Raw genomic sequence first — 14343 nt, forward strand, 5'->3', positions numbered from 1 at the left:
TTTAAATTTCAACAGTTTGTTTTCCCTCAAATCGACCTACAGTTACATGCCCATGCTGAGAGACTCCTTTACCTTGAATAACATTGAAAAAAGTTAAAATTAAAATTTTAATATCCAAGCTTAAACCACAATGATGTACATACCAAACATCCAACTCAAACTTCTTTTCCCAATCAATCGCATTTCTTCCATTGATTTGGGCCCAGCCTGTGATGCCAGGTTTTACATCATGTCTTTTATATTGGTTCTCATCATATAAGTCCAGGTAATCCACCAATAGCGGTCTAGGGCCCACCATACTCATTTCGCCTCTGAGAACATTAATCAATTGAGGCAGTTCGTCAAAGGATGTTTTTCTGATAATGTAACCCAATTTGGTCATTCTCAAAGCATCAGCAAGGGGTTGGCCTTTATCATCAAAGGCATCCTTCATGGTCTTGAACTTGATTATCTTAAAAATCTGTCCATTCAAACCTGGTCTATCTTGAAAATAAAAAGCCTCACCTCCATTCATTATAGTCAATACAACCCAAATCAAAATAAACACTGGCATAAATAGAAGCATTAATCCCGCTGCTAAAAGAATATCTATCCATCTCTTACCTGTACTTTGATACATAGTCACATTACTTTTTGGTATTGATTTGCAATGACTCCCACTACTCTTTCCTGTTCTTCATTAGTCAAGTGGGTACTACTTGGTAAGCATAGCCCCTTGCCATAAAGCTGTACAGCTACATTGCCACCATAATATTTGGATTCCTTGAAGGCCACTTGCAAATGTAGTGGTTTCCACAAATACCTACTCTCTATCTGTTCTTTTTCTAAGGCCAATCTCAATTGTTCCCTATCAAAGCCAGCGACTGTGGGATCAATCAATATGGTAGTAAGCCACCTGTTAGAATAAAAGCCTTCTGGTTCTTCCAAGAAGGAAATTCCTTCAAAATCTTTAAGCAGTTTTTGATACTTGTCAAAAACCGCTCGTCTCTGTAGTATTTTTTGATCTAGACTTTCTAACTGTGCTCGACCAATTGCTGCTGGTACATTTCCCATTCTATAATTGTACCCAATGCTATGGTGCTCAAAGTAATGAACCTTCTCTCTTGCTTGAGAGGCAAGGTATCGAGCTCTTTCTAATAAAAGTGGATTATCTGATACAAGAGCTCCTCCTGCTCCAGTTGTGATAATTTTATTCCCATTGAAGGAATAAATTCCGATTTGACCTAGCGTACCACATTCTTGCCCTTTATATTTTGAGCCTAATGATTCAGCAGCATCTTCCAAAATTGGAATGCCATAATGTTGGGCTATGGTAAACAGTTCGTCATATTTAGCGGGCATTCCAAAAAGATCCACAACGATGATAGCTTTAGGTTTTTTACCTAAGGCAACTCTATCTTTAATAGCTTCTTCTAATGCATGTGGACACATGTTCCAAGTCTCAGGCTCACTATCAACAAAGATGGGAGTAGCCCCTAAATAAGTAATCGGATTTGCTGATGCACAAAATGTAAAAGATTGACAAATTACTTCATCGCCTCTTTGAACATCTAGTAGCATCAACCCTATATGGATAGCGGATGTGCCAGTATTAAGACCAATGACATGAAAGGGAAAAAGTCTACCCGCAAATCCTTTTTCAAAATTTTCCAAAAAAGGACCTCCGGCTGCGACATATGGGGATTGAAGAACTTCCTTTACGTATTTTTCTTCGTTTCCCTCAAATCTTGGTGAAGACAACAAAATAGAATCGTGCATCAAATCTCAGGGTAGATTAATGCTCTAAAGTACTATAATCCAGAGAAAAAGCAATAGGAAAATTATAAAAATCTAAGCAGAAAATATTGTGTTTAAATTCAAGTACACAAAATAAAACTTTAATATATTATAAAAAACATAATTAAAGTTTTAAAATACATTTACTTAGATTGAAAGTCTATTTAGATAAATAGACTAATTAATTGATATTTAAAAAAAACAAGATTGAGCAGAAATTAAAAATCAAATTAACCTATTATTGATACTTAAGAATGATCAAGTGATAAAATGTCAATTAAAGCTCAAATCACCGAACATCTATCTGCTAGTTTTCGGTAAGCTTCACCTTCTTCAGGATTTTTTGATTTACTTCTGGCTTAATGGTAGATTTTTTCTTCATTCTTACCGAAAGAATTGGCGGTGCTTGACTAGTGATGACTTTTACCCTTCTAAGTGTAATTACATCTAATCTTAAGCCTAAAACTGCAGCCAGTATCGCAATAGAGGGCACCAAAACATGATCACTCATCTGGGCTCCTAAAAACATGATTCCGACAAAAAACAACATGATTCCCACCATTGCAAGCGCAACTTGATCATGCCTCAAACCCATTCTCATCATAAAATGATGAATGTGACTTTTATCAGCTGAGAATGGCGACTTACCTCTTCTAATTCTTTTGGTAAAGATTCTACAAGTATCGTATATAGGAACGATTAACAATGCCAATCCAGAAGCAATAGGTGCATTAAACTTCCAACCTTCAGATGCCAGCATATTTCCGTTGGTATCTACAAACAGAATAGCCATCACAGAAAGAGCAAAACCTAAACTCAGAGAACCTGTATCACCCATAAAGATTTTGGCAGGATGCCAATTGAAAATCAAAAAGGATAGTACACCACCAACTATGATTAAAGCAAACATGCTATAAGCTATCATATCAGCTTCCCAAAACCACCAACCCAAAAAAGTAAATGCGACTACCGAAATCGAACCAGCTAAGCCATCTAGTCCATCTATCAAATTAAAAGAATTGGTCAATCCTACAATAGTGAAAATAGTAATCACATAGCTGACTAATTCTGGTATTTCATAAACTCCCAAAAATCCATAAAGACTCGTAAATCGAATATCACCAAATATGACTACAATGTATGCTGCTACAATTTGACCGAGGAGTTTTTGCCATGCTGTCAGGTCTACAAGGTCATCCCTCAAACCTAAAAGAAATATCAACCCAAATGATGTTAGGAAAAATCTCAACTCAACCATTTGATTCAGTGAAAACCACGTGATGACTGAAATAAATATTCCAATAACAAAGCCAACTCCACCCATAGAAGGGATAAATCCATTATGAATTTTCCTCCCTCCTGGAGCGTCTATCATTTTAAGTTTTTTGAAAACTAGGATTAGAACCGGAGTCAAAAGAAATCCGATAATAAATGCTGTGCTGAGTGCTAGAAAAGTAACCATAAAAAGATAATTTGCTCAAATGTAGAGAGATGAAATATGAAATTCAACAAAAACAAGAAAAAGTATAAGAGCGTATCAGGTTGTAAAGAACTTATTACTTAAACCAAAAAGAAGTCTTTAGGAATTCACAGCAACAAAAACGTTTTTTGTACTTATAATTCAAGATTTTATCTTAAAAAAAGGTTTTTAATACCAGTGAAAAAAAATAGAAAAAAAATGGAGGCATATATTTGTAGAATGATCTTATGTAATAGCTTTTCAAAGAATTAATCTTCAAAATTCGATCAAGATCATTTCTAATTATGTAAATTCTTAATTAAGTCATTTAGGGCTTTCGTTCTGGTAATTTTGTAATCTTCCAATCTTCTAATAGCTTAGCTTTATGAAAGGAATTATTTTAGCAGGTGGCTCAGGAACTAGGCTTTACCCTATTACCAAAGGTGTATCCAAGCAACTTTTGGCTATTTACGATAAGCCGATGATTTATTACCCTTTATCTGTGTTGATGTTAGCTGGAATCAAAGAAATCTTGATCATCAGCACACCACATGATTTACCCAATTTCAAAAATCTTTTCAACGATGGGTCTGACCTTGGTTTGCAAATCAAGTATGCAGAGCAACCAAGCCCGGATGGGCTCGCTCAAGCTTTCATAATTGGTGAGGATTTCATAGGTCAAGATGATGTATGCCTTATACTAGGCGACAATATCTTCTATGGACATGGATTGACTCAAATGTTGAAAAATGCAGTCAATACACTTTCATCTGAGAAAAAAGCTACTGTTTTTGGTTACTATGTCAACGATCCCAACCGCTACGGTGTAGTAGAGTTTGATCACAAAGGCAATGTGTTGAGTATCGAGGAAAAGCCAGAAAATCCTAAATCTAATTATGCAGTGGTGGGGTTATATTTCTATACGAATGAAGTGATAGAAATTGCCAAGCAAATCAAACCAAGCAAACGTGGCGAGCTTGAAATCACAACAGTCAATCAAGAGTTTTTGGAAAAAGGAGACTTGAAAGTAGAGTTGATGGGTCGAGGTTATGCTTGGTTGGATACGGGGACGCACGAATCCATGTTAGAGGCTTCTAACTTCATTCATACCATAGAAAAAAGACAGGGGCTCAAGGTGGCATGTCTGGAAGAAATCGCCTTTGAAATGGGATATATATCCAAGTCCGAATTACTTGAATTGGCCGAGCCGCTTAAGAAAAATGATTATGGTCAATACTTGATCAATAAGGCTAATAAAGGGAAAAAAGAATAATTATTTCAAAATAAAAAAGAGGGGAAATCCCCTCTTTTTTATTTAAGTTTTTTGAGTCCTTTGATCTCCTCTGCATTAGCCTCTCGGATACTGATTGCGAAGCCACCGCCAGGAGCGCTATATTGAGATAATTTAGTCTTATGTGTCACGGTCCCCTTTTTTATCTCATAAGCCTGAGGGTTATTTCTATAGTGAGCATCTTTTTGATCTTCATAGAGGGTTGCGACATACGTCTTATTTGAATCTAAAAAATCAAACGTCAGCTGACTTGCTCTTCCTTCATTCCCATTGACATTACCTAAGTACCAGTCATTTGTCCCTTTTGCTTTTCTTGCAATGGTGAGATAATAACCTGGCTCAGCTTCCAAATATCTGCTCTCATCCCAATCTAAAGCTACATCTTTGATAAATTGAAAGGCATCCATGAATTTTTCATAATGCTCTGGTAAGTCTGCTGCCATTTGCAATGGACTATACATGGTGACATATAGCGCCAATTGGTTGGCAATAGTACTATTGACCCAAGAATTGTTATCTGGATTCAGTTTACTGATATCCATTTCAAATATACCCGGAGTATAGTCCATTGGCCCGCCGATCAATCTGGTGAACGGCAATACAGTCACATGATTTGGCTTAGAACCACCGAAAGCTTGGTACTCGGTGCCTCTTGCAGATTCATTTGCAATCAGATTAGGATAGGTTCTTGCGATTCCAGTTGGCCTTACAGCTTCATGGGCATTGATCATAATTTGATAGTCGGCAGCTTTTTCTAAAGCGTATTGATAATGATTCACTTGCCATTGACTATAATGATTGTCTCCAAGTGGAAGAATGGTGCCTACATAACCACTCTTTACTGCGTTGTAGCCATTGTCTTTCATAAACTGATACGCTTGATCCATATGTCTTTCATAATTCCTGACAGAAGAGGATGTTTCATGATGCATGATCAATTCTACTCCTTTTGATCTGGCATAATCTCTCACTCCAGCTAGATCAAAATCCGGATATGGAGTCACAAAATCAAAAACATAATCTTTGGCGTTTCCAAACCAATCTTCCCAACCTTCGTTCCAGCCTTCTACCAATACCCCATCAAAGCCATGCGCTGCCGCAAAGTCAATATGTCGTTTGACATTTTCGGTAGTAGCACCATGCTTACCATTAGGTGATGCTTTGCTAAAATCTGTAACACCCAGTTCCACCGCAGGAAAATCATCTGTATATGCCCATGTGCTTTTACCTGTGATCATTTCCCACCAAACTCCGATATACTTCATCGGGCGAATCCATGAGGTGTCTTCAATTTTATTTGGCTCGTTCAGATTATAAGTTATTCTGGAAGCTAATATCTCTCTTGCATCATCACTTACGATGATGGTTCTCCAAGGACTCACAGATGGGGTTTGTAAGTATACTTTATCTCCATTTGGATTGGGTGTCAGCCAAGATTCGAAAATCATTTTCTCATCATCCAAATTAAGATGCATCGTTGCATAATTGATCAGTGCAGCTTCATGTAAGTTGATATATAATCCATCAGCTGTTTTCAACATCAGAGAAGTCTGAACGCCAGTCGGAGAAAAGGATGTTTGAGAAATATTTCCAGTAATCGCAGCATCCATCAACCCTCTGATTTCTGATAGCTTGGACTCTACATAATCATACTCTTGCGTATCATAATCCCCTGGAATCCAAAAAGCAGTGTGATCTCCTGTCATCGCAAATTGAGTCTTTTCATCAGAAACAATAAAATGCGCCAACCCCTGCTGAGATGGGAATTCATACCTAAACCCTAACCCATCATCAAAAAGCCTGAATCTAATCATCAAGGTTCTATGTTCGTGTGCTGCATCTTGATGTAGCGTGACAGCCATTTCTTTGTAGTGATTACGAATTGCCTTTTCTTCTCCCCATACTGGTTCCCATGTTTCATCAAAGTCGGATTGCTCAGCAGTAGAGGTGACAAATCCTTCGGTAAAATCAGGGTGATTTTTCAGTTTTAGCCCCAGTTTACTAGGTAAGATCACTGGAATACCTTTGTATTTCAAATCATAAAAAGGCACTCCATCTTTCAGTTCAAAGTTTAATTGAAGTGCTCCATTTGGAGAATTGAGCTGTTGCGCAGATGCTGTCCAACTTAGGAAAAGCAAGAACAGTAGGGAAGAAAATTTTCTCATAATTCAATAGGGTTAGTTTAGGTTTAAGACGAGTTTCAATACGTCTATTCTTCCGAAATTAGATCATTAAACCTCTTTAAAAAAGCTTTATTATAAAATTCAGCTCTATTTTGAGTAAAAAATTTAATGCAAACGTTTGCTATTTGATCAATTTTCTAAGGATATCATTTAGAAAGGAACGAAAAGGTTCAACTCGAAAAAAATAAAGTAGAAATGATTTTGTTGAGATGACTTCAACTTATTTGATGATGCTAATCAAAAGTCTTTCTTTTGGATCTTGGGGTAAAACTCTGACAGCATCATCAAAGCAGCACTTCCATACCATTCAATCAGCTCCATTTTGAGAACTCCGGCTTGAATTGCTGGATCTGTATTTGTTAATTTTTCTGCCTCAGCTTTTGTACTCACATCAAAAACAAAAATCCCTCTTTTTTCACCTCCGTTAATAAACGGCCCTGCAAGAATCAATTTCCCCTCCTCTGCTAGTTTATTGATGTTTGCCATATGACCTTTCTGTATTTCCGCTCTTTGTTCAGGTGAATATTCCGCTACCTTATCCCCTGCCATCAAGAATGCCATGATATAAGTCTTCATTCCGTAGTCATCTGCACCAAGTTTCTTTGCTAATTCAGCATCGAAATTTTCATTCTGAGCAGTAGCATTAGATTGACAAAGCAATGTCAATGACAGAAGTAGTATAAAACTTTTCATAATTAGAGATTCTAAAGGGTGAATAAAATCTAAGTTAGCTATTTATTGCTCAAATTGCTACAAACCCTTGCCTATCAAGAAAGACCTGAACTCCTCCGTATCAAAATTACTCATGCCTTCTTGGTAAAATATGATTTTCCCTGCTGGGCTGACTACCAAGGTTGTAGGTATAGATTCGGATTGTAAAGATTGATTAAGCCCATAGGATGCGTGAATGATGGGAAAGCTCCATCCTTTATCGTTGAGTAATTTTTTACTTTTTTCAAAATCCTTATCCAAAGCAATCATCAAAAATTCTAGATTTTCTGTATTGCCAACTTTCTTATAAAGTTCTGAGATATGAGGCATCTCTGCTCTACATGGCGGGCACCAAGTCGCCCATAGGTTAATGAAAATTGTTTTTCCTTTATAATCTCCCAGATTAACTACTTGCCCATCTACATTTAGAAATCTACCGCTATAATCAAAGTCTAAATTCTCCTTGTTAACTAAGGTAATTTTCGGCTTGATCAATCCTGTCGAAAGCAAGACTGATTGCAGGCCACCCATGATCGGTGTAATCAGTCCAGTAAAATATAAAAAGGCAAATACTGCCAATATCAACCCCCAACTTTTTATTTCTTTTTTCCAGTTCATCTCAATGAAATTATCAAGGTAAAATTACCAACACATTTCCAATACCTTAGTGATAAAAGCTACAATATCTCCAAATATCCTTTCCAAAGCTTTTTAATAAAGTCTAAATTGCGCGAACTTGAAAGGAAGTAAACACGGAAATTATGAATATAGATCATTATTTGAAGATAGCCGAGGAGCTGAGCATCAAACTCAAGCAAGTCACTGATACCATTGCATTATTGGACGAGGGAGCAACAGTTCCATTTATTTCTCGATATAGAAAAGAAGTCACTGGAAGCTTAGATGAAGTACAAGTAGCTGCCATCAGAGACCGTGCACAGCAATTGAGAGATTTGGACAAACGTAGGGAGGCTATCTTGAAATCAATCCAAGAGCAGGGAAAACTTACACCTGAGCTTGAAAGTAAGATTAACTCAGCAGAAACCATGTCTGTATTGGAAGACCTTTATCTTCCTTATAAACCAAAGCGAAGAACCAAAGCCACCATTGCCAAGGAAAAAGGTTTGGAGCCGCTAGCAACTTTAATTTTTAAGCAAGGCTCTATTGACCTGGAAGAGGAAGCTTCAAAGTATATTTCTGAAGAAAAAGAAGTTATCAGCATTGAGGATGCTCTTCAAGGTGCCAGAGATATCATGGCAGAATGGATAAGCGAGCATGTAGAGCTCAGAAAAAAAATGCGAACGCTCTTTATCGAAGAGGGTCAATTTGTTTCAAAAGTAATTCCAGGTAAAGAGCAAGATGCCATCAAGTATAAGGACTATTTTGATTGGTCAGAACCGATCAAGACAGCTCCTTCGCATAGGGTACTTGCTATGAGAAGGGGGGAAAAGGAATTATTTCTCATGCTAGATTCTTGCCCCGAAGAAATTTCTGCAATTACCTTGATGGACCGCTTGATTTTGGAAAATGAGGCAAATAGCTCCGTGGAGCAAGTGAAGCTTGCCATCAGGGATTGTTACAAAAGATTGCTCAAGCCTTCCATGGAAACGGAAGTGAGACTTTACACAAAGAAAAAAGCTGACGAAGATGCCATCAAAGTTTTCACAGAGAACCTCCGACAATTGCTTTTGGCTGCCCCTCTTGGGGAGAAATCCGTCATGGCAATTGACCCTGGGTTCAGAACAGGCTGCAAAACAGTATGCTTAGGACCCCAGGGTCAATTATTGAGCTATGATGCTATTTTTCCCAATGAACCACAAAAAAGAACATCCGAGGCGGGTGCTACAATAAAAGAACTGGTACAGAGACACAAAATCGAAGCTATTGCCATTGGGAATGGAACTGCAAGCAGAGAAACTGAGTCATTTGTCAAAAGTCTAGGGTTACCAAAGCATGTCATCATCACGATGGTCAATGAAAGTGGCGCATCCATCTATTCAGCATCAGATGTAGCAAGAGAAGAGTTTCCTGACTTGGACTTGACTGTGAGAGGAGCTGTTTCGATCGGGAGAAGACTGATGGATCCATTGGCTGAACTTGTCAAAATTGACGCCAAATCCATTGGTGTAGGTCAGTACCAGCATGATGTAGATCAATCAGCCTTGAAAAATTCCTTAGATGATACTGTGATGAGCTGTGTCAATGGAGTGGGAGTAGAAATCAACACCGCGTCCAAGCAATTGTTGACTTATGTGTCAGGCTTAGGTCCTGTATTGGCTCAAAACATTGTGAACTATAGGACTGAAAACGGTCCTTTTAAAAGTCGATCAGAGATCAAGAAAGTACCTAGATTAGGAGAAAAAGCATTTGAGCAAGCCGCTGGATTCTTAAGAATCAGAAATGCCAAAAACCCCTTAGATGCATCAGCTGTACACCCAGAAAGATACGAATTAGTTGAGTCCATGGCCAAGAGTCTTGGTGCTAAGGTGACGGATCTGATGAGTTCCGAAGAATTGAGATCAAGGATCATCCTCAAAAATTATGTTTCGGAGACCGTTGGTTTGCCAACCCTTCAAGATATCATGGAAGAATTATCAAAGCCGGGTAGGGACCCTAGGGAGACTTTTGAGGTTTTCAATTTCCAAGAAGGAGTCAATGAAATGTCTGATTTGAAGGTGGGTATGAAACTTCCAGGCATTGTTACCAACATCACCAAATTCGGTGCTTTTGTGGATATTGGCGTTCATCAAGACGGCTTGGTTCACTTGAGTCATCTGGCGGATAAATTCATTAACGATCCAAACGAAGTGGTGACTGTCAATCAAAAAGTAGAAGTCACAGTCATGGAAGTAGACATCGCGAGAAAGCGAATTGGCCTAAGCATGAAGTCTGATCCTTTTGCTGAGCGAGGAAAAGCAAAAGGAAAGGCCAAACAAGAATCGGCGGTAGAAGTCGAAGGAGATTTGGCTACCAAGCTGGCAATGTTGAAAGGAAAATTCAGGTAATTCCATTCTTAAAGATCAACCTTAATACTACTCTGATCAAACCAAAATGTAGATTGGGAGTTACTTCTTATACGTTTGAAAAAGAGACTCCTAATCTACATTTTCTATGGTAAAAGACTTACTATTTGAACAAAACGAACCACTGAAAATTATTTCAGAATTAGGAGATGTGGATTATTTTCCAGGCTTTTTTTCTCCTCCGTCCTCCCAATCAATCTTCAATAGACTCATTGAAGATATAACTTGGCACCAAGAACCTATCTGGATGTTTGGTAAAAAAATCATGCAGCCTAGGCTCACTGCTCTTTATGGGGATCCTGCTATTCCCTACAGCTACTCAGGCATCACTATGGAAACCGTAGCTTGGGACAAGCTACTACTGGATATCAAAGACAAAGTAGAACATGTCTGCAATACTGAATTTACTCACGTACTTCTCAACTATTACAGACATGGGCAAGATAGCATGGGTTGGCATCGGGACAATGAAAAATCCCTAGGCAATAATCCTGTGATCGCTTCCTTAAGTTTTGGACAGGAGAGGGTTTTCCAATTCAGGAAATACAGCGACAAAAGTGAAAAAAAGTCAATTACCTTAGGTAATGGATCTCTTCTTCTGATGCAGGGAGCTACACAAAAGTATTGGGAACACCAAGTACCTAAAAGAGCAGGTATTCAAGCTGGAAGAATAAATTTGACTTTCAGAAAAATCTTTCCCCCAAAGTAGGTAACTGCTACATTTTCAACTCTTTTAAAGTCTTTTGATGAATTTCAAAGGCATAATCTTACCTACCACAAATCCCCTGATAAGGGCAGTAGCTACATTTTTTCAAGTCTTCTGTTTGATCAAAAGGCTGGCTAGGGTCATAAAGCTCCTCCAGTAGACCTCTCAGTCCATTTTCATAATCAACTTGAAACGTCCTGTAATCAAATACCTCCACTTTGGACTTTTCTTGCTTTTCCTGTAGGTATGGATTGAAATCTTGACTGAAAATCTCCTTAAAATTAAAGATTGCAGGCTTTAGGGGCGAGGTGTTTTCAGGATACATGGAATGATAAAGCAGGCCGTAATACATGGTTTGCATGGCTGCTTTATTTCGATTTTTATCTTCCCTATCAAATAAACTAGCTACACCATTGAAATCTTTTTTGTCTCCTCCTGATTTGTAATCTATCAATCTGACCACCCCATTGTGCTCATCTACCCGATCTATAAGTCCTTTCAATGCAATCTCCTTGGTACCATTGGCTGTTTGAATTTTAAAATTAGCCCGGTGCGCTTTTTCCATAGAAACCAATCGGATAGGAGCATCAGCCTCGTCTATTTCCAAAAGTCTAATGATATACTTTTGAAGCACATCTCTGACGATGGCCATTTGACCACTGAGCTTGGTTTCAGCGTTTTCTTCCAAATGATAAAATCTCCTAATTCCCAACTCTATAGCAGGAAAAATCCAGTTTTCCTTTAGTGATTTGAAATCAGCTTTTTCTAAAGTATCTCTTCCACTCCGCTTTTGAAATCCTTCATAGAGAAATTCCATACTGTAATGTGCCAAATTACCAAAAACAGCAGCATCAATTTCCTCTTTTACCATATCTTTTTCCTGAATATTGGCGATATACTGAAGATAAAACTTCAACCTACAGTCAAGGTACACACTCAATGCTGATGGAGAAAAAGCGGTAAGCGACTCTCCTCTTTCTTGGATTACATAGCGCTCCATTAGTTGCTGAATTTCCACCTCCTTTTCTATGGTGATTGCATCCGTGTTTTTAAGGTCTACTGGAACATAGATCACTTCTTCTTCATCACTTATCCCCATTTCTACCATCATTTGCTGTATGTATCTGCTTTTTTCTCCTGCTTTCCCTTGATCTGAGGCAGTCGTATAGATCATATGTACTTCTTCAGCACTATGTAGCAAGCGATAAAATGTATAGGCGTAGATGGCGTCATTTTGTTCCTGTACTGGTAGTCCAAAAGCTCTTCTGATATTGAAAGGAATCATGGAGTTCAAAGCTCCTGATGGAGGAAAACTATCTTCATTCATATTACAAATAATGACCCTTCGGAAATCCAGGTTTCTAGATTCTAAAACACCCATGATTTGCAACCCTTGAAGAGGCTCTCCTTCAAATGGTAACTTGACCTCTCTGAAAATTTGTCTAAAAAGACTAATGAAAAACACAATATCTACTTTAGTGATCTGCTCTTGATCAAAAATAGCCTTTAAACGGTTGAGCTGTTTGAAGCATTGGTATAAATAAGACTGCTGAATGGGCTCCCCTTCTAGCTTAGCCGCTAAGGTTTCCATTAATTCCGACACATAAGGAAAAAGCTGATCCGTTGTTAACTTTTGAAAGACGAGTTTGAAAAAATCTCCCCCTTGATGCAATGCCTCCTGAGTAATATAAATCTGATTTTTCTCCTGCATTTCAGAAATCAAATGTTTCACATGTGCTGCATTTTCTGATTTCAGATAGATGGTTGACAACAGGTCTTTGATCTGCTTGTGATAAAACACAACCTTCCCTTCCTCCACTTTGACGTAGCGTTGTAACTCCCAAACAGCCTCTAGGAAAGCATAAACAGGAGCGTTTTTGACAGGATAACCCATGGTGACATTGACCTTCTCAATCTGCTCAGGAAGTGAATGAAGAATGGGAAAAAGCATCTGCTCATCAGGTAATATAAGTACTGTCTCTTCCCATGCCTTTTCTTCCTTTACTTCAGCTAGAAGTGCTCCTACCAAATTGGCTTGATTACTCTTCAAGGGAGTAGCATAGGTCTTGATCTTGGCTTGCTTGGTTTGGATCGAAGTCGGGATATCTTGAGGAAAAGTTGGCCCAAATATTTTATCTTTTTGATAATCTCTAAAAAAGAGCCCAGCTTCTTGATTTTTATCCGAAAGATAATAATCATCTATATCCCAATATATTTCTGCTTCAAATACCGATATAAAATGCTTAATCAGTCTTTCTTCAGTGGCTGTGAAGGCGTTGAAGCCTATAAAAACATATTGCTTGTCAGGCTTAGGAAGTGTCTCAATTTTCTCAGCAACTTGACGGTATAACTTACCAGAATAGGCCAATCCTGAAACATCCAATGAAGCTTGGAATGCTACATAAAGTGGTCCTAGTAACCTCCAAAATTTCAAAAACTTCTCTTGGTGAGTCTTATCCTGATGCTGAAAAGAACTCCAAAACTGCTTGATTAATTCTATCTGACTTTCAGACAGAAAGCTTAGGTCTGACTCCAAATCTTTGATTTCAGAAAGATAGTGGTACAATTTATTTGAATCAGACATAAATTGATCCACATCATTGAAATCTTTGAGAATCATTTCACCCCAGAAAAAGAACTTATCAAATGCTTCTGGCTCTGGATGAATCCCTTGATAGACCTTATACAGCTCAAAAATTAATGATAATTCATCAGCAGGCCGCTGTGCTGCATATTGATAAAAGACATCTTCGATGGTTTTGATTTCTGGAAGCCAGGTGGCTTGCTCAATCAAAGTACCCAAATGCTGTGTAAAAAAAAGACCAGCCCTTCTATTAGGAAGAACTATACAAAGATTCCGAAGATCCTGATGCTTGGATAAAATGTGCTGAGCTGTATTTTTTAAAAAGCTATTCATAAAGAGAAATGTTGTTAAACAAAAAAACGTTAAATGAGCAAGGATAAAAAATAATTGACATGGATTGACTTAAAAATTTTCAACAAAATCATTTAGATCGTTAAAAGTGTTGAACATGGCAAAATTTAAAACATAAGTATCCAAAATGTCGCACGTTGTGAAAGAAAAGGTATTACATTTTGCAAATTCTTATCAACAGACGACAGCAAACACCTCGTGCGCCATAGCCTAGCCAACTGAGCATGGAGTCGTACATTATACTTATAATTGTTTGGCT

The 14343-nt window shown here is 38.0% G+C and carries 10 protein-coding genes; 3 read left to right on the plus strand and 7 right to left on the minus strand.

Translation table 11 applies throughout. The annotated features are described in order from the left end of the window. Window position 1: 1 nt before the first annotated feature. From BW935_RS11735 to BW935_RS11745, 3 genes are all read right to left on the minus strand, one after another. On the minus strand, window positions 2-619 hold the full coding sequence (locus tag BW935_RS11735; RefSeq protein ID WP_076501716.1) for a sugar transferase: 618 nt from the start codon (window positions 617-619) through the stop codon (window positions 2-4). A 2-nt stretch (window positions 620-621) separates the two neighbouring features. Then, window positions 622-1758 (minus strand): DegT/DnrJ/EryC1/StrS family aminotransferase, encoded by a 1137-nt coding sequence (locus tag BW935_RS11740; RefSeq protein WP_076501718.1) that lies wholly within the window; start codon window positions 1756-1758, stop codon window positions 622-624. A gap of 325 nt (window positions 1759-2083) precedes the next feature. Further along, window positions 2084-3238: a glycosyltransferase family 4 protein gene (locus tag BW935_RS11745; protein WP_076501719.1), complete on the minus strand. Its 1155-nt coding sequence runs from the start codon at window positions 3236-3238 to the stop codon at window positions 2084-2086. Window positions 3239-3620: 382 nt separating this feature from the next. Between BW935_RS11745 and rfbA the strand changes: the two genes are divergently transcribed. Continuing rightward, on the plus strand, window positions 3621-4508 hold the full coding sequence (rfbA, locus tag BW935_RS11750) for a glucose-1-phosphate thymidylyltransferase RfbA (RefSeq protein WP_076501720.1): 888 nt from the start codon (window positions 3621-3623) through the stop codon (window positions 4506-4508). A gap of 38 nt (window positions 4509-4546) precedes the next feature. Here rfbA and BW935_RS11755 read toward each other — a convergent pair whose 3' ends face one another. From BW935_RS11755 to BW935_RS11765, 3 genes are all read right to left on the minus strand, one after another. Continuing rightward, entirely contained in the window at window positions 4547-6691 is a 2145-nt protein-coding gene (locus BW935_RS11755) for a glycoside hydrolase family 97 protein (RefSeq protein WP_076501722.1), read from the minus strand. A 255-nt stretch (window positions 6692-6946) separates the two neighbouring features. After that, the gene (locus BW935_RS11760; RefSeq protein ID WP_076501723.1) at window positions 6947-7402 is read right to left on the minus strand and encodes a YciI family protein; all 456 of its coding nucleotides are present in this window, start codon (window positions 7400-7402) and stop codon (window positions 6947-6949) included. A 57-nt stretch (window positions 7403-7459) separates the two neighbouring features. Next, window positions 7460-8038, minus strand: coding sequence for a TlpA family protein disulfide reductase (locus tag BW935_RS11765; RefSeq protein ID WP_076501725.1), 579 nt, complete (start codon window positions 8036-8038; stop codon window positions 7460-7462). Between the two features lie 143 nt (window positions 8039-8181). On the opposite strand from BW935_RS11765, the gene BW935_RS11770 reads away from it, so the two are divergent. Beyond that, on the plus strand, window positions 8182-10425 hold the full coding sequence (locus BW935_RS11770; RefSeq protein ID WP_076501727.1) for a Tex family protein: 2244 nt from the start codon (window positions 8182-8184) through the stop codon (window positions 10423-10425). 106 nt (window positions 10426-10531) lie between these two features. Then, window positions 10532-11152 (plus strand): alpha-ketoglutarate-dependent dioxygenase AlkB family protein, encoded by a 621-nt coding sequence (locus BW935_RS11775; RefSeq protein ID WP_076501728.1) that lies wholly within the window; start codon window positions 10532-10534, stop codon window positions 11150-11152. A 58-nt stretch (window positions 11153-11210) separates the two neighbouring features. Here BW935_RS11775 and BW935_RS11780 read toward each other — a convergent pair whose 3' ends face one another. Next, a complete protein-coding gene (locus BW935_RS11780) occupies window positions 11211-14066 on the minus strand; it encodes a PD-(D/E)XK nuclease family protein (RefSeq protein WP_076501730.1) in 2856 nt (951 codons plus the stop codon). Window positions 14067-14343 lie beyond the last annotated feature (277 nt).

Origin of the sequence: Belliella pelovolcani, from assembly GCF_900156785.1 — a bacterium.
In the GTDB taxonomy this organism is placed as follows: Bacteria; Bacteroidota; Bacteroidia; order Cytophagales; family Cyclobacteriaceae; genus Belliella; species Belliella pelovolcani.